At 56.3% G+C, this 15,338-nt stretch carries 18 protein-coding genes and 1 pseudogene; 1 reads left to right on the forward strand and 18 read right to left on the reverse strand.

Going from position 1 to position 15,338, the window contains the following annotated elements; all coding sequences use genetic code 11:
• Positions 1-5: 5 nt before the first annotated feature.
• From nuoK to AC0V60_RS06275, 18 genes and pseudogenes are all read right to left on the reverse strand, one after another.
• Positions 6-314 (reverse strand): NADH-quinone oxidoreductase subunit NuoK, encoded by a 309-nt coding sequence (gene nuoK, locus AC0V60_RS06190; RefSeq protein WP_486177628.1) that lies wholly within the window; start codon positions 312-314, stop codon positions 6-8.
• Positions 311-934: an NADH-quinone oxidoreductase subunit J gene (locus tag AC0V60_RS06195; protein ID WP_486177629.1), complete on the reverse strand. Its 624-nt coding sequence runs from the start codon at positions 932-934 to the stop codon at positions 311-313. The genes nuoK and AC0V60_RS06195 overlap by 4 nt, the downstream gene beginning before the upstream one ends.
• 46 nt (positions 935-980) lie before the next feature.
• Complete coding sequence (gene nuoI / locus AC0V60_RS06200) at positions 981-1,469, reverse strand: NADH-quinone oxidoreductase subunit NuoI (protein WP_486159079.1); 489 nt, start codon at positions 1,467-1,469, stop codon at positions 981-983.
• 463 nt (positions 1,470-1,932) lie between these two features.
• Complete coding sequence (nuoH, locus tag AC0V60_RS06205; protein WP_486177630.1) at positions 1,933-3,063, reverse strand: NADH-quinone oxidoreductase subunit NuoH; 1,131 nt, start codon at positions 3,061-3,063, stop codon at positions 1,933-1,935.
• Positions 3,063-3,269, reverse strand: a complete 207-nt coding sequence (locus AC0V60_RS06210; protein WP_486177631.1) for a hypothetical protein — start codon at positions 3,267-3,269, stop codon at positions 3,063-3,065. Before AC0V60_RS06210 ends, nuoH begins: the two co-directional genes overlap by 1 nt.
• Complete coding sequence (nuoG, locus tag AC0V60_RS06215) at positions 3,266-5,281, reverse strand: NADH-quinone oxidoreductase subunit NuoG (RefSeq protein WP_486177632.1); 2,016 nt, start codon at positions 5,279-5,281, stop codon at positions 3,266-3,268. The genes AC0V60_RS06210 and nuoG overlap by 4 nt, the downstream gene beginning before the upstream one ends.
• Positions 5,281-5,913 carry a hypothetical protein gene (locus AC0V60_RS06220; RefSeq protein ID WP_486177633.1) on the reverse strand — a complete coding sequence of 211 codons (633 nt, stop codon included), beginning with the start codon at positions 5,911-5,913 and terminating at the stop codon, positions 5,281-5,283. Before AC0V60_RS06220 ends, nuoG begins: the two co-directional genes overlap by 1 nt.
• Complete coding sequence (gene nuoF, locus AC0V60_RS06225) at positions 5,910-7,202, reverse strand: NADH-quinone oxidoreductase subunit NuoF (protein WP_486177634.1); 1,293 nt, start codon at positions 7,200-7,202, stop codon at positions 5,910-5,912. The genes AC0V60_RS06220 and nuoF overlap by 4 nt, the downstream gene beginning before the upstream one ends.
• On the reverse strand, positions 7,189-7,392 hold the full coding sequence (locus AC0V60_RS06230) for a hypothetical protein (RefSeq protein ID WP_486177635.1): 204 nt from the start codon (positions 7,390-7,392) through the stop codon (positions 7,189-7,191). The genes nuoF and AC0V60_RS06230 overlap by 14 nt, the downstream gene beginning before the upstream one ends.
• A gap of 85 nt (positions 7,393-7,477) precedes the next feature.
• Positions 7,478-7,633 carry a hypothetical protein gene (locus tag AC0V60_RS06235; protein WP_486177636.1) on the reverse strand — a complete coding sequence of 52 codons (156 nt, stop codon included), beginning with the start codon at positions 7,631-7,633 and terminating at the stop codon, positions 7,478-7,480.
• Between the two features lie 6 nt (positions 7,634-7,639).
• Positions 7,640-8,308: a complex I 24 kDa subunit family protein gene (locus AC0V60_RS06240; protein WP_486177637.1), complete on the reverse strand. Its 669-nt coding sequence runs from the start codon at positions 8,306-8,308 to the stop codon at positions 7,640-7,642.
• Entirely contained in the window at positions 8,301-8,765 is a 465-nt protein-coding gene (locus tag AC0V60_RS06245; RefSeq protein ID WP_486177638.1) for a hypothetical protein, read from the reverse strand. The genes AC0V60_RS06240 and AC0V60_RS06245 overlap by 8 nt, the downstream gene beginning before the upstream one ends.
• A complete protein-coding gene (locus tag AC0V60_RS06250) occupies positions 8,762-9,973 on the reverse strand; it encodes an NADH-quinone oxidoreductase subunit D (RefSeq protein WP_486177639.1) in 1,212 nt (403 codons plus the stop codon). Before AC0V60_RS06250 ends, AC0V60_RS06245 begins: the two co-directional genes overlap by 4 nt.
• Complete coding sequence (locus AC0V60_RS06255; RefSeq protein ID WP_486177640.1) at positions 9,970-10,734, reverse strand: NADH-quinone oxidoreductase subunit C; 765 nt, start codon at positions 10,732-10,734, stop codon at positions 9,970-9,972. Before AC0V60_RS06255 ends, AC0V60_RS06250 begins: the two co-directional genes overlap by 4 nt.
• A complete protein-coding gene (locus AC0V60_RS06260; protein WP_486177641.1) occupies positions 10,734-11,108 on the reverse strand; it encodes a hypothetical protein in 375 nt (124 codons plus the stop codon). The genes AC0V60_RS06255 and AC0V60_RS06260 overlap by 1 nt, the downstream gene beginning before the upstream one ends.
• A 165-nt stretch (positions 11,109-11,273) precedes the next feature.
• Positions 11,274-11,849, reverse strand: coding sequence for a NuoB/complex I 20 kDa subunit family protein (locus tag AC0V60_RS06265; RefSeq protein ID WP_348156867.1), 576 nt, complete (start codon positions 11,847-11,849; stop codon positions 11,274-11,276).
• Between the two features lie 24 nt (positions 11,850-11,873).
• A pseudogene (locus AC0V60_RS06270) lies at positions 11,874-12,261 on the reverse strand (NADH-quinone oxidoreductase subunit A).
• A gap of 241 nt (positions 12,262-12,502) precedes the next feature.
• The gene (locus AC0V60_RS06275; RefSeq protein ID WP_486177642.1) at positions 12,503-13,933 is read right to left on the reverse strand and encodes a coniferyl aldehyde dehydrogenase; all 1,431 of its coding nucleotides are present in this window, start codon (positions 13,931-13,933) and stop codon (positions 12,503-12,505) included.
• 173 nt (positions 13,934-14,106) lie between these two features.
• On the opposite strand from AC0V60_RS06275, the gene AC0V60_RS06280 reads away from it, so the two are divergent.
• A complete protein-coding gene (locus AC0V60_RS06280) occupies positions 14,107-15,303 on the forward strand; it encodes a thiolase family protein (protein WP_486177643.1) in 1,197 nt (398 codons plus the stop codon).
• Positions 15,304-15,338: the final 35 nt, after the last annotated feature.

A 15,338-nucleotide genomic window follows, 5' to 3' on the forward strand; every position in this document is an offset into this window, starting at 1 on the left:
AAAGCTTATCCCTTCATCCGTGCGGCATCATCGACCGCAATCGTGCCTTGTCGGCGGTAATAGATGACAAGGATAGCAAGCCCGATTGCCGCCTCAGCAGCAGCAACGGTCAGCACCATCATCGCGAAAATCTGTCCTACAAGATCATTCATGAAGGCGCTGAACGCGACAAGGTTTATATTCACCGCGAGCAAGATCAGCTCAACCGACATCAGGATAACAATCACGTTCTTTCGGTTGAGAAAAATTCCCAGGACGCCAAGCACGAATAGGATCGCACCCACGATCAGATAGTGTTCCACACCAATGGTCATAGCTCGACCCCCTGACCAACGTCTGGGTTCTTCATAACGGTGGCCTCCTCAGGACGGCGGGCGATTTGCTTGCCGATGTCTTGCTGCGCGCGGCTACCTGGAGGCGGCGCTTGGAAGGTCAACACAATTGCCCCGATCATCGCGACCAGCAGGATGATCCCGGCGATCTCAAACAGGATGATGTAGCGGCCATATAGAAGCGCCCCGAGGGCCTCGATGTTTGACGCCCCAGCGCTCTGAGCAGCGGTGCCGTCGGGTGTGCCAAGATCCACCCCGCCCGCTCCATACGCGCCAAGGCCAAGGCCCAGCTCGGCCAGCAAGATAAGCGCAAGCGCAATGCCCAGCGGGAAGTTCTTGATGAACCCAGCTCTCATCGCCGCAAAGTCGATATCGAGCATCATTACCACAAACAGGAACAAGACAGCGACCGCGCCAACATAGACGATGACCAGCAGCATCGCGATGAACTCAGCGCCCACCAGCACCATCAAGCCAGCGGCATTGAAAAAGGCAAGAATGAGCCACAGCACCGAATGCACCGGATTTCTCGACATAATGACCATCACCGCGCTGGCGATGACGACACCTGCGAACAGGTAGAAGGCTAAAGCTTGTATCATCTGATCCCTGTTATCTCGTCCAGCCTGTCAAGACTTGGCCGCGCCCTTAACGATAGGGCGCGTCCGCTTCAAGGTTAGCCGCAATGGCACGTTCCCATTTGTCACCGTTAGCCAGGAGTTTGGCCTTGTCATAAAGCAATTCCTCGCGCGTTTCGGTGGCGTATTCAAAGTTTGGCCCCTCGACCACGGCGTCCACTGGGCAGGCCTCCTGACAAAAGCCGCAATAGATGCACTTCGTCATATCAATGTCATAGCGCGTGGTGCGGCGACTGCCGTCTTCGCGCGGTTCGCTCTCAATCGTGATCGCCTGCGCCGGACACACCGCCTCGCACAGCTTGCACGCAATGCAGCGCTCTTCGCCGTTCGGATAACGGCGCAAGGCATGCTCGCCGCGAAAGCGCGGGCTAAGCGGCGATTTCTCAAACGGGTAGTTGATCGTCGCCTTGGGCTTGAAGAAATACTTCAAAGTCAGCGCATGCGCTTTCAGAAATTCCCAAAGGGTGAAGCTCTTAAGGAGCTGTGTTGCGGTGGTCATTTTTCTTCGTCCGTCGCAGCGCAAGTGCCTTGTGCTAGCACTTTGAGGGGCTCACGACGTTCCTCTGTGCGAGTAAGAGCTATTGGCTGATAGTGAAAGTTCAGGCTTCCGTCGTCCTGCTGGACATAGTGCAGTGTGGCTCCACAATGCCCCTCGGTGAACATGCAAGGGCCTCGACCAACCCAAAACGCGGCAAATGAAGTCGGGCCAGTTTGGATCGCGGGTCGCTTACCCTCAAACTGCAAAGGGCTCGAAGGCCAAACCACCTCAATCTCTCGATCTGTTTTAGTAAGTTGGAATTGCCAAGCCGGGTTAGATTGTTGGCCGAATTGAATGGGAGAGGCTGAAACGCCTCCCTCGCTTTCATTTAGCGCATAGATTTCGCTGAAGGTGCAGTTAAATGACTGCGCAGACACCGAACCGGAAAAGACGAGCGCGCTAGCGGCTATGACTGATGCAATCTTCATGAGCGCTCACCCTCGGGAGCGGCTTCAATCTCCACAATTTCAGATGGAGTGACCGAAGCCGGCTCAACCAGCGGCGCTGGGCCGGTGAAATGCCCCGTCGCCATCAGATAGCCGCTGATCACGGCCACGAAACCAAGGCTCATCGGAAGGAACACCTTCCAGCCAAGGCGCATCAATTGGTCATAGCGATAGCGTGGTACGGTTGCCCAGATCCAGCTGAACAGCAGGAAGAAGAAGAAGGTCTTCAACAGGAACCAGATAAAGCCCGGCACATAGTACAGCGGCGCCCACTCAATCGGTGGCAGCCACCCGCCCATAAACAGGATCGTGCACAGCGAACACATCAGCAGGATATTCGCATACTCACCCAGCCAGAACAGCGCGAACGCCATGGACGAATATTCGGTCTGATACCCTGCGACGAGCTCGGACTCAGCCTCGGTCAGGTCGAACGGTGCGCGCGCTGTCTCAGCCAGAGCCGAGATAAAGAACACCACAAACATCGGGAAAAGCAGAGGGTTAAAGAAGAACCCGTTAACGATACCGAGGCCGTGCCCACGCTGCGCTTCGATAATGCCGGAGAGGTTGAACGTGCCCGCCCACAGGACCACGCAGACGAGGATAAATCCGATGGAGACCTCGTAAGAGATCATCTGCGCGGCGGCGCGCATGGCTGAGAAGAACGGGTATTTCGAGTTTGATGCCCACCCGCTCATCACCACGCCGTAAACGCCCAAAGAGCTGATTGCGAGGATGTAGAGAAGGCCCACATTGATGTCCGCGAGCACCCCTCCATCCCAAAACGGGATCACCGCCCATGCAGCAAGAGCCACGGTAAAGGTGATGATTGGCGCGAGAAGGAATATGCCCTTATTGGCCGCGCTTGGGATAATGGTCTCTTGCAAGAACACCTTAAGCCCGTCGGCAAAGCTCTGAAGCAGGCCAAATGGTCCCACCACATTGGGCCCACGCCGAAGCATAATCGCGCCCAGCACCTTGCGGTCGACATAGATCACCATGGCAACCGCAAGCATCACCGGCAGAGCTATGAGGAGAATGCCCGAGATCGTGGCGGTGAACCAGGCCCACTCATACGGGAGGCCGAGAGTTTCAAAGAACGCGGTCATTAATCGCCCCCTCCATCGCCACCTTCAAAGTCTCCGCCATAACCTGCATCGGAAGCTGTCTCGCTCCCTACGTAGATTCCCATGCTCTTCTTCATGAGACTTGCTTGTTCCTTAGTCTTTCTGTGCGAACGGCCTGCAAGCACACTAATGATCACAATTGCGGCGAACAGACCGAGAATGATCAGAATGAAATAAAGACCACTCATTCCGCAGCCTCCTTCATCTCATCGCCGTGGAGCAGTTCTGCCGAACATTGCTGCATCACAGCCGATGCGCGGGCGATTGCGTTGGTGAGGTAGAAATCCTTGACCGGATAGGCGTTGATGACGCCTTCGGCTTTGCTTTTGCCGTCGGCTTTGGGAAGCGCGCCGTAATCTGCCAGCGCTTCTTCACCCAGAGCAGGCACTTCGGCAATCATCGCGCCTTGCAATTGCGCGAAGCTGTCGAAGCCGACATTCACACCAATCGCATCGGCGAGAGCGCGCAGGATCGTCCAATCTTCGCGGGCATCACCAGGAGCAAACACGGCTTTTTCAGCGAATTGAACCCGGCCTTCTGTGTTGACGTAAGTGCCGTCTTTCTCGGCGTAGGACGCAGCAGGCAAGATGATGTCAGCGTTGTGCGCGCCCTTGTCACCGTGGTGGCCGATGTAGACCTTGAGGCTGTCCGCAAACGGCTCATAATCCATCTCGTCCGCACCAAGGCTGAAGAGCACTTTGGGTTTCGCAGCCACGATATCCGCCATGCCGCCCTCTTGCGCGTATCCGAGCATCAACCCGCCCATGCGCGCTGCGCTAAAGTGCAAGACGTTAAAGCCGTTCCAATTGTCTTTGACGAGGCCAAATTTGTCGACGAGCTTGAGGCCAGCGCCAAGCGCGCCTTGAGCCAACGCCGCGCCGCCAAGGATCACCGCAGGCCGCTCTGCTGCCTTCATGGCATCGCCGAGCGCTTTAGGCACCCGGTTCAGAGCCTTGAGGTCTTCACCAAGGAATTCTGCCGGATAAGTGGTCTCCCACTCAGGGCCGACCACAAAGACCTTCGCACCAGCCTTCACGGCCTTGCGAATACGAGCGTTCACAAGCGCCGCCTCCCAGCGGATGTGCGAACCAACAATCAGGATGCAGTCAGCTCTCTCAATCCCTGCCAGCGTCGAATTGAAATTCACAGCCGTAAGGTTCGACACGTCATAAGTCATACCCGTCTGGCGACCTTCAAGCAGGGCCGAGCCGCAAGCCTTGAGCAGGGTCTTGGCCGCAAACATGGTCTCACAATCCACCATGTCGCCAGCGACCGCTGCGACAGAGGACTTGTCAGCCTCAAGCGCGCCAGAAATCGCCCCAAACGCCTCTGACCAATCGGACGCAGCAAGCTTGCCATCCTTACGAACAAACACGCGGTCCAAACGCCGCTTGGTCAGACCATCAACCTGATAACGCGCCTTATCCGAAAGCCATTCCTCGTTCACATCATCATTGATGCGAGGAAGCGCACGCATAACTTCGCGGCCCTTTGAATGCAGCGAAATATTCGCGCCCACCGCGTCCGACACGTCGATGCTGAGTGTCCGCTTCAATTCCCAAGGGCGAGCCTCAAACGCGTAAGGACGCGAAGTTAGCGCTCCCACTGGACACAGATCGATCACATTGGCGGACAATTCATGCGCCGCCGCCTTTTCCAAATAGGTCGTGATCTGCATATCTTCGCCGCGATACAGCGCTCCGATTTCGTCCACGCCCGCGATCTCTTCAGAGAAACGCACACAGCGCGTGCAGTGAATGCAGCGGGTCATCACCGTCTTGATCAGCGGACCCATGTATTTCTCGGTCACAGCGCGGCGCATTTCCTGCGTGCGGCTTGTGCCCTTGCCATAGGTCATGGACTGGTCTTGCAAATCGCACTCACCGCCCTGGTCGCAAATCGGGCAATCGAGCGGGTGGTTGATAAGGAGAAACTCCATCACCCCTTCGCGCGCCTTTTTGACCATCGGCGTATCGGTGCGAATTTCTTGACCCTCGGTCGCCGGAAGCGCGCAAGACGCCTGAGGCTTTGGCGGCCCCGGCTTCACCTCGACCAGACACATGCGGCAATTGCCAGCGATGCTGAGGCGCTCGTGATAGCAGAAACGCGGGATTTCCTTCCCCGCTTCCTCACACGCCTGAAGCACTGTCGCCCCTGCTGGGACTTCGATCTCTTCGCCGTCTACGGTTACCTTAGGCATTAGTCCGAAAGTCCTTCATTCCACTGAACAATGACCGGCAGATTGGGCTTCATCAGAAGAAGCCACGATAGATCGGCATAAATTGCGTTAGCATTTGCCGTTGGCGCACCATCTTTAAGCGGGAGATGCTCGTAGCAATCCGGTGTTTCCTCTAACATCAGTATCAATGTATCATGCAGTGAAATCGGTCCAGTCTTCCGTTCAAGCGACTGTGCGGCAGCTAGAAGGTCTGCTGATTTAAGGAAATTTGCCCCTTGGCTGGTATAATTTGTCGCTACGCATTTCGAAAAAGCGGAATTTTTCCCAGAAGGTTCATACTGCCTAATTGTCTCAATCTCGGCCTCGGAAAGAGGCGGAACTTCACGTTTCTCAACCGCTGATGGTCTGGCAGCCAAACAAATCTGATTAACGAGATTAATCGCATTCAGTCTCATGCCTGCAGCGCGAGATCGACTGGAAGTAAGATTTGCATCCCAAACAAGAAATATCCAAGTGCGATCGACCAATGTTTTTGACTCAGTGCATTCGGCAAGGAGCTCGCTCGGATTGGCACGTGACTCATCGGGAATGACGAAGAAAATCGCGGCAAAAGCACACATAGCACTCAACACTTTTTTGAAACCAACGCTCATTCCGCCGCCTCCCGGAACTGTGCATTGTGCTCTTCGATCCGGCGCTCGAGCTCGGGGCGGAAGTGGCGGATGAGGCCTTGGATTGGCCATGCCGCAGCATCGCCAAGCGCGCAAATTGTGTGGCCTTCGACCTGCTTGGTGACTTCGTGCAGCATGTCGATCTCTTCGATCTCAGCGTCGCCTGTGCGAAGCCGCTCCATCATGCGCCACATCCAACCGGTGCCTTCGCGGCACGGCGTGCACTGGCCGCAGCTTTCGTGCTTGTAGAAGTAGCTGAGACGAGAAATCGCGCGCACAATATCGGTAGATTTGTCCATCACGATAACGCCAGCGGTGCCCAGCCCAGAGCCGAGGTCTTTAAGACCGTCGAAATCCATCGGCGCGTCCCAAATCTGCTCAGCGGGCACGAGCGGAACCGATGAGCCACCGGGGATGACCGCGAGGAGATTGTCCTTACCACCGCGAATGCCGCCGCAGTGCTTCTCAATCAGCTCGCTGAATGGAATGCTCAGCGCCTCCTCGACCACGCAGGGCTTGTTCACATGGCCGCTAATCTGGAAGAGTTTGGTGCCCTTGTTGTTCTCGCGTCCGAAAGAGCTGAACCACTCCGCACCACGGCGAAGGATCGTGGGCACAACCGCAATGCTCTCAACATTGTTTACCGTAGTCGGACAGCCATAAAGACCCGCGCCCGCCGGGAAAGGCGGCTTCAATCGCGGTTGACCCTTTTTGCCTTCGAGGCTCTCGATCATCGCGGTCTCTTCACCGCAAATATACGCGCCCGCGCCCCGGTGCATAAAAACGTCGAAGTCGTAGCCCGAACCGCTGGCGTTCTTGCCGATCAGCCCTGCGTCATAGGCCTCATCAATCGCGGCCTGAAGCGTCTCAGCCTCTCGGATGTACTCCCCGCGAATATAGATATAGGCCGCGCGCGCGCGCATAGCGAAACCGGCGATCAGAGCGCCTTCGACAAGCTTATGCGGATCGTGGCGGATAATCTCGCGGTCTTTGCATGAACCAGGCTCAGATTCGTCAGCATTGATGACGAGGAAGCTTGGACGACCATCCGCGCTCTGCTTCGGCATAAAAGACCATTTGAGACCGGTGGGGAAGCCCGCCCCGCCCCGGCCGCGCAAACCCGAGGCCTTAATCTCTTCAATGATCGCGTCTTGCCCACGCTCGATCAAAGCCTTGGTGCCGTCCCAATCGCCGCGTTTTTGCGCAGCCTTAAGGCTCCAATCCTGGAAGCCATAGACATTGGTGAAGATGCGATCCTTATCGGCCAGCATCGTCTGATCCCTTCTGCATTTCCCGTGCTTTGCGCGCCATTCGAAGCTGCCGCAAAGTCAAAACCTGAAATATCAATCCCATACCCATCAATACGATACCGGCCGTCTTCTGACCGGTTGCAGACAGGTAAGCGCCAAATCCAAAGCAGGCGAGGCCCGCAATCATCAGAGCAAGAACGCCGCCGTTCATTCGTCACCGCCAATCTTGGCATTAACGACAAACAGCACCACAGTCAGCGCCAGAATAACCGAACCAAGAGCGATCCAAACCGCGCTCATCCGATCACTCCCTGCCCAAAGAAACCTGACTTCCAAAGCCCGGCCATAATGCCGAAGATCAAAACGATCACAGCCACGCGAATGAGGCCCATCAACACCTTGTAGGCGATGAAGGCGAGGCCAAGCGTGAGCAGGATCGAGAGAATATCCATCGAGGATTACCAGTCCTCCCGGTAATCGTGATTGGATGTCACCATTTCTTTGAGCGAGGTCGGGCCGCCCGCAGGTTCAGACGTATGGCGCCCGGGCTCCTGTGTGCCAGCTTTTGGCGTTTCGCCCGCAGCCAACGCGTCAAGCACCGCATCGAGGCGTTCTGGCGTCAAATCTTCGTAATTGTCATCGTTGATCTGAACCATGGGAGCGGTGGCGCAATTGCCCATGCACTCAACCTCGGTCAGCGTCCAAAGGCCGTCGTCGGAGACCTTGCCAAACGCCATGCCGCGCTTTTTGCACGCGCTGATAATGTCGTCCGACCCGCGCAGCATACACGGCGTCGTGCAGCAAACCTGGACGTGATATTTTCCGACCGGCTTCATATTGTACATGAAGTAGAAGGTCGCGACTTCGAGCACGCGGATCACCGGTACGCCCAAATATTTGGCGACATATTCGATGACAGGCAGCGGGAGCCAACCTTGCGTATCGGTCTCTTCGCCCACCTGACGCTGAGCCAGATCAAGCAGCGGCATCGTCGCCGACTTCGCCCGGCCTTCGGGGTATTTGGCGATGTGGTAATCGGCCTTCTTCTTATTCTCTTTCGACCACTCAAAAGAGCCCCAACGCGCGCGCAGTTCAGGAGTATCGGGTGCGGGTGTACGGTCAGCCATTGGCATTCTCGTTCAAGTTTCCGGTGTTCAAACTGTATGTCCAACCCAAAGCAGAGACCAATACGCCACCTGCATAGGAGAAAGTCACATTCGAAAAAGTCTTACCGGTTGCCTCGATAAAGCGGATTTCAACCTTAGTAGGCTCACAAACGTCTTGAGCGAAATTCATAAAGTCCCATCCGGGATAGGAGTACTCAACCGCATTCAACCGCCTTGCGAGGCCTACAACTCCAACGAGCCCATTTTCAAAAGGCAAGCCAACGTCACCTGTGCCAAGGCGAAATTCCGCATCTTCATCAACGATATTTTCGACATCGCCAACCTCACCGGCAGCACCGGCGGTAACAATCTTTAAGCTACGCGCGACATAAGCCTCGTATTGCGCGCGGGCATCCTGAGCATCAGTCGGAGGGACGCAGCCAGTAAGCATCCCAACAGTGCCGAGAAACAGACTCACCGATCACACTCCCCAAATACAACATCAATCGCGCCAAGGATTGCCGTCGCATCGGCCAGCATGTGGCCTTTGGTCATCATTTCCATCGCTTGGAGGTGACTAAATGCCGTCGGGCGGATTTTGCAGCGGTAGGGTTTATTCGTCCCATCGCTGACGAGGTAGACTCCAAACTCGCCCTTAGGGCTCTCAGTTGCGACGTAAACTTCGCCCGCTGGCACGTGGAAGCCTTCGGTGTAGAGCTTGAAGTGGTGGATCAAGCTTTCCATCGATTGCTTCATCTCGCCGCGCTTGGGCGGGGAGACTTTGCCATCTTCGCTCGCAATGGGCCCCTGCGGCATATCGCGGATGCATTGCTTGATGATTTTGGCGCTCTCGCGAACCTCTTTGACCCGCACCATAAAGCGGTCATAGCAATCCGAATTGGTGCCGACAGGAATGTCGAATTCCATCCGGTCGTAAACATCGTAAGGCTGCGACTTGCGCAGATCCCATGGAATACCAGCTGCTCGGATCATTGGGCCAGAGAAGCCCCAGGCAATCGCATCATCGCGCCCAACGATGGCGATATCGACATTGCGCTGTTTAAAGATGCGGTTGTCCATCACGAGGCTCATCGCGTCGTCGAACAATTGGAAGAACCGGTTGTCGAGCCAGTCGCCAATATCAACCAGCAGCTTCTCGGGCACATCCTGATGCACGCCGCCGGCACGGAACCAAGCCGAGTGCATGCGCGCGCCAGAAGCTCGTTCAAAGAAGTTGAGGCAATCTTCGCGCAGCTCAAACACCCAAAGGTTAGGCGTCATCGCACCCACGTCCATAACGTGCGCGCCGATGTTGAGCATGTGGTTGCAGATGCGGGTAAGCTCAGCAAACAGCACACGCAGATACTGCGCCCGCTCAGGAACTTCGATGTTCAGCAGCTTCTCAATCGCGAGCACATAAGAGTGCTCCTGACACAGCGGCGAACAGTAATCGAGGCGGTCAAAATATGGCAGCGCCTGAAGGTAGGTCTTCTGCTCGATCAGCTTTTCAGTGCCGCGGTGGAGGAGCCCCACATGCGGATCAACCCGCTCAACTACTTCGCCGTCAAGCTCCATCACCATGCGCAGCACGCCGTGCGCCGCCGGGTGCTGAGGCCCGAAGTTGAGCGTGTAATTCTGAATGACCTCGCCGTCATTGGTGGGCGATTCTTCGATTTGGACGCTCATTTCTCGTCCTCCTCTTCAATTTCGATCTCGATCATATTGGGCGGAACAGCATCCGTGCCTTCCGCCGCTTTCTCATCCGCCTTCGCCCCAGCACCAGTGTCAGCCGGTTTCTCGGTCACTTTGGGCTTGTCCACCTGCGGCGGGCCGTCCGCTTTCTCATCACCGGGTAGCACGTAGTCCGAACCCTCCCATGGCGAAAGAAAGTCGAATGTGCGCATATCCTGCGGCAGCTCAACCGGCTCGGACACAACACGCTTTTCCTCTTCGGAATAACGCAGTTCGGTGTAGCCGGTCATCGGGAAGTCTTTGCGGAATGGGTGCCCTTCAAAACCGTAATCGGTGAGGATGCGGCGAAGGTCCTGGTTTCCTTCGAACACAACACCGTACATGTCGAACACCTCACGCTCGAGCCAACCCGCATTGGGCCACAGCGTCGTGACGGTGGACACTGGCGTGTTCGCATCGGTTGAGCACTTGACCATCACACGGTGGTTCTTGGTCAGCGAGAGGAGCATATAAACGACTTCAAACCGCTCAGCACGGTCAGGATAGTCAGCGCCAGCGATCTCCATCAGCTGCTGATACTCATGATCCTCTTTCAAGGATTGGAGCACCGTCGCGATTTCTTCGCGTTTCGCGGTGAGAATGATTTCGCCATGCTCTTCGCTGGTTCCATCGAGCCAAACGCTCAACGACTTGCCAAGCGCGTCAACTACGCCTTCGTTGGAGGCGCATTTGGGGGCGGAGTGGAGAACTGCCATCAGTCAAAAAACTCCAGCGTGTCAAAGAACTCAGCGGCCTTTTGCTGCCGCTGCGGGTCGTCGGCATCAGCCTCGTTATCAAGCGCTCCCCCCACATGGATCAGCACCGCCAGTTCGGCTTCGGCAAGCTCGACCACTTGAACAATCATGGAGGGGCTGTAGGGATTGACCGCGCGAAATGCCCGCTTACCGCTAACTTCGAAAACCTCTATCTGGCCATAACGATTGGTTTCGGTGAGCGCGGCGTGAATCCCGTCAAAAGTGTCGTCGCCTTCATCCGGCGTCAGACCATTGCGCGTCACCAGTGCTCCAAAACCAGAGCCATTGTCACCCACACGGCATTGCACTCCGGGCGAGATCGCGCCGGTCAACATGTTTGATATTGTCGGGGGCGCAAGGCGTCTTCACAGAGAAAAGACCCTGCCGGACATCAACACGGTGCCATTCAGCTGCCGCGTCGCCGCCCTCTTGGGCCAGACCAAGACTTGGCGCGCAAATTAGCGAAAGCGCAGCAAGAAAGAGCGAATGACGGATATTGATCACCGTTCAATCGTCCCGACACGCCGAATTTTGCGCTGCAATTGCATCACGCCATAAAGCAGCGCTTCTGCGGTCGGAGGGCAACCTGGTACATAGATGTCCACCGGCACGATCCGGTCGCATCCGCGCACAACGGAATAAGAATAGTGGTAATAGCCCCCGCCATTGGCGCACGACCCCATGCTGATCACATATTTGGGATCAGACATCTGGTCGTAAACCTTGCGGAGCGCAGGGGCCATCTTGTTGCACAGAGTGCCAGCCACAATCATCACGTCCGATTGGCGCGGGGAGGCGCGCGGGGCTGCACCGAACCGCTCCATATCATAGCGCGGCATGTTCACGTGGATCATCTCCACCGCGCAGCAGGCAAGACCAAAGGTCATCCACCACAGCGAGCCAGTCCGCGCCCATTGAAACAGGTCTTCGGTTGAAGTGACAAGGAAGCCTTTGTCGTTCACCTCGGATTGAAGCGCCCGGAAATAATCTTGATCCGGCGCACGCACTTCGCCGCCCTTGGCGGTTTCCAAAGCGCTTACGTCAGAAAGATTTGCAGGGGGAGTAATCGTATTCATAGCTAATCCCTAAGGGCCAGCGGCCTATTGCCAATCAAGGGCGCCCTTCTTCCACTCATACGCCAAACCGATGGCCAGAATGGTGAGGAAGGTCATCATTCCGATCCAGCCGGTCCAGCCGGTCTCGCCCAGGCTAACCGCCCAAGGAAATAGAAAAGCTGCTTCGAGATCGAAGATGATAAAGCTGATTGCGACAAGATAAAACTGTACGTCAAACTGGCTGCGCGAGATCCTCAAAAGCGGGAAAGCCGCATTCATATTCGGACAGCTTTTCGGCGTCCGGATTGTGCGTGCCAGTCAGGCGCGAGACGCCCATCGGCAGAAACACAAAAAGGACCGAAAGGCCAAGAGCTATTCCGATGAAGAGCAGTATCGGCAGATACTGGCTAAGGTCGACAGATTGGTCGAGCATCCCGCTGTCCATGTATTTTTAATCCCAATGGCCAGCCCCCTACGCCTGCCCTCGCTCTCGTGCAAGCGAAAGTAAGACGCAAAACGCAGCATTTCCCGTGCATAAAACCGAAGGCTTTGAAGGTACCTTTGGCAATCGGGGGCCACGCGAGAGCCCTCCTATAAAAAGGCCAAGCCCCAAAGACCCGGTCCAATACCGCGCAATCATCATCCAATACCGCGCGATTGGGCTGCTCCAGAGGCTACTTCATCAAGCCTGCAATCGCCTTTTTCGTGGCCTTACCGTAAGGCGGTTTGAACCCGCCCAGTTTTGCAATATCGAGCTTGGGTTGATGATAGACGGCGCGCGCGTGGCTAAATTCTTTAAAGCCTTCAATCGCATGATAGCTGCCCATGCCCGATGGTCCCACACCGCCAAAAGGCAGGTTCTCGTTCGAAATATGGAAGATCACGTCATTCGTAGTGACCCCGCCTGAGATTGTGCGGGTAAGGACACGTTCTTGCTCGGCCTTGTCTTCGCCAAAGTAATAGAGGCCAAGCGGACGGTCATTTTCGTTCACGTAGTCAACGGCTTCGTCGACCGCGCGGTAAGTTTTGACTGGGAGCACTGGACCAAAGATCTCCTCTTGCATCGCCTGCATCTCATCATTGACGTTTTTAAGGATGGTCAAAGGCATCTTGCGCTGGTTGGCATTGCCGAAGTCTTCGCCCGCAGGGTTGACCTCAATCACCTCAGCACCCTTGCCGCGCGCATCTTCGACCATGCTTTGCAGCCGTTCGAAGTGCCGGTCGGACACGATTGAGGCATAATCGTCATTGTGAAGCACGGTCGGATACATGCTGGTCGCGCCTTGCACCACGCCCTCAACCGCCTCATCCTCGCTGCCCTGAGGCACATACATGTAATCAGGAGCCAAACAGATTTGCCCAGCGTTCATCATCTTGCCCAGGGCGATACGCTCACCCGCCTTCGCAAAATCAGCGCTCTTGCCCATGATCACAGGCGACTTCCCGCCCAGCTCTAATGTCACCGGCACTAGGTTCGCCGAGGCTGCTTCCATCACCCGGCGTCCGGTGGCGGTAGAGCCGGTGAAGACGAGGTGATCAAACGGCAGTGATGAGAAAGCGGCTGCCACCTCGGGCCCTCCAGTTACAACCACAAGCTCGTCCTTAGTGAAATACTCATCGACAAGCTCAGCCATCAGCATGCTGGTGCGCTCAGTAAATTCGCTTGGCTTGATCATCGCGCGGTTGCCGGCTGCAAAAATCTGCATCAACGGACCAAAGGCGAGCTGAACCGGGAAATTCCACGGCGAAAGGATGCCAATCACGCCCTTAGGTTCGTAGCGAAGTTCACCCTTCCCGCCCAGAAGGTTCAGCGGAAATTGGGGACTGCGCTTTTCGGTTTTGGCCCATTTGTCCATGTTCTTGAGCGCATGTTTGCCTGCGCCAACCGTCGTTGCGATATCCGTAATCATCGACTGATCAATCGAGCGGCTGCCGAAATCTGCTGCCATAGCCTTGCACAGGTTCTCTCCGTGATCTTTGAGCAGCGCCATGGTTCGCTTGATCCGGTCCTTGCGCAAGGACATCGCCTCTGGCCTTGATGCAATGAATGCACCGCGTTGCAGTTTCAGCAGTGCTTCTTGTTCCTCGCGGCGATCATCGGCCATGTGCGACCCTCTCCCATATAGCTTAGTTTTAATTTGAGACGCATCTTGATCGAACTCAGCCCCTTGCGCAAGGTTATTGCGCCTTCACATTCCCAAAGCGCGTTGCGTTTCGGGAAAGCGGACCTTAATTGAGAATGAAGCAAACACCCCCTCCCCCTAAAAGGACAAAAACTATGAGCCAGTTCGCCGCCTCTGATCCCGTTGTTATCCTTTCCTATGCCCGCACCCCGATGGGCGGCATGCAAGGCGCTTTGTCTGACGTGTCAGCAACCGAACTTGGGGCGACCGCTGTGAAGGCCGCGGTAGAGCGCTCAGGCGTTGCGGGAGACAAATTCGACCGGGCTTATATGGGCTGCGTTCTGCCAGCGGGTCTTGGCCAGGCCCCTGCCCGGCAAGCTGCCCTGAAGGCGGGCCTTCCAAAATCCGTTCAAGCCACCACCGTCAACAAAGTTTGCGGATCGGGCATGCAGACGGTCATCATGGGCGCAGAGGCGCTTGCTAGCGGCACCATCGACTATGCCATTGCAGGCGGGATGGAGAGCATGACCAATGCGCCCTACCTCCTAAAGAAGCACCGTTCAGGCGCGCGGATCGGGCATGATACGGCCTATGACCATATGTTCCTCGATGGGCTTGAGGATGCTTATGAAGAAGGCCGCGCGATGGGCACCTTTGCGCAAGATACGGCGAACGAATACCAACTGACCCGCGAAGAGCAGGACGCCTATTCGATTGAATCGCTTGCCCGCGCCAACGCTGCAATTGAAAACGGGGCGTTTGCAGATGAAGTGGTCCCGGTGACGTTCAAAACCCGCAAGGGCGAGGTCACTGTCGATACAGACGAGCAGCCAGGAAAGGGACGCCCGGACAAGATCCCGGCCCTTCGCGCAGCCTTCGCTAAAGACGGCACCATTACAGCGGCCACCTCAAGCTCGATCTCGGACGGCGCGGCGGCTGTGGTCCTGACCCGCGAAAGCGTGGCGAAGGAAAACGGCCAAGAACCAATCGCCAAGATCACCGCGATGGCTGCCCATGCGCGCGAGCCGAAGGACTTCACAGTTGCGCCTGTGGGAGCCATTGAAAAGGTGCTCGCAAGCGCGGGTTGGTCCATCGACGATGTGGACCTATGGGAAGTCAACGAGGCTTTCGCTTGTGTTGCCATGTTCGCCATGCGCGACATCGGGATTGAACATGCAAAGATCAACGTAAACGGCGGCGCGACGGCTTTGGGTCACCCTATTGGGGCATCGGGCACACGTATCGTGGTAACGCTAATCAATGCGCTCAAATCGCAAGGCAAAAAACGCGGTGTTGCAAGCCTGTGCATTGGCGGCGGCGAAGCAACAGCGGTGGCGGTTGAATTGGTCTGAACGGGGTTGGGCTCGCCGCGAAACAGCGGCGGGTC

The sequence above is a fragment of the Erythrobacter sp. S259 genome (genome assembly GCF_057364965.1).

Bases quoted from the DNA above. Each gene is read 5' to 3' on its own strand.
- nuoI (WP_486159079.1), bottom strand. From the start codon at position 1,469: ATGACCACCGCAACACAGCTCCTTAAGAGCTTCACCCTTTGGGAATTT.
- AC0V60_RS06255 (WP_486177640.1), bottom strand. From the start codon at position 10,734: ATGGCAGTTCTCCACTCCGCCCCCAAATGCGCCTCCAACGAAGGCGTA.
- nuoK (WP_486177628.1), bottom strand. From the start codon at position 314: ATGACCATTGGTGTGGAACACTATCTGATCGTGGGTGCGATCCTATTC.
- nuoF (WP_486177634.1), bottom strand. From the start codon at position 7,202: ATGCTGGCCGATAAGGATCGCATCTTCACCAATGTCTATGGCTTCCAG.
- nuoH (WP_486177630.1), bottom strand. From the start codon at position 3,063: ATGACCGCGTTCTTTGAAACTCTCGGCCTCCCGTATGAGTGGGCCTGG.
- AC0V60_RS06275 (WP_486177642.1), bottom strand. From the start codon at position 13,933: ATGGCCGATGATCGCCGCGAGGAACAAGAAGCACTGCTGAAACTGCAA.
- AC0V60_RS06280 (WP_486177643.1), top strand. From the start codon at position 14,107: ATGAGCCAGTTCGCCGCCTCTGATCCCGTTGTTATCCTTTCCTATGCC.
- AC0V60_RS06220 (WP_486177633.1), bottom strand. From the start codon at position 5,913: ATGAGCGTTGGTTTCAAAAAAGTGTTGAGTGCTATGTGTGCTTTTGCC.
- AC0V60_RS06210 (WP_486177631.1), bottom strand. From the start codon at position 3,269: ATGAGTGGTCTTTATTTCATTCTGATCATTCTCGGTCTGTTCGCCGCA.
- AC0V60_RS06195 (WP_486177629.1), bottom strand. From the start codon at position 934: ATGATACAAGCTTTAGCCTTCTACCTGTTCGCAGGTGTCGTCATCGCC.
- AC0V60_RS06240 (WP_486177637.1), bottom strand. From the start codon at position 8,308: ATGGCTGACCGTACACCCGCACCCGATACTCCTGAACTGCGCGCGCGT.
- AC0V60_RS06235 (WP_486177636.1), bottom strand. From the start codon at position 7,633: ATGGATATTCTCTCGATCCTGCTCACGCTTGGCCTCGCCTTCATCGCC.
- AC0V60_RS06260 (WP_486177641.1), bottom strand. From the start codon at position 11,108: ATGTTGACCGGCGCGATCTCGCCCGGAGTGCAATGCCGTGTGGGTGAC.
- nuoG (WP_486177632.1), bottom strand. From the start codon at position 5,281: ATGCCTAAGGTAACCGTAGACGGCGAAGAGATCGAAGTCCCAGCAGGG.
- AC0V60_RS06250 (WP_486177639.1), bottom strand. From the start codon at position 9,973: ATGAGCGTCCAAATCGAAGAATCGCCCACCAATGACGGCGAGGTCATT.
- AC0V60_RS06230 (WP_486177635.1), bottom strand. From the start codon at position 7,392: ATGAACGGCGGCGTTCTTGCTCTGATGATTGCGGGCCTCGCCTGCTTT.
- AC0V60_RS06265 (WP_348156867.1), bottom strand. From the start codon at position 11,849: ATGAATACGATTACTCCCCCTGCAAATCTTTCTGACGTAAGCGCTTTG.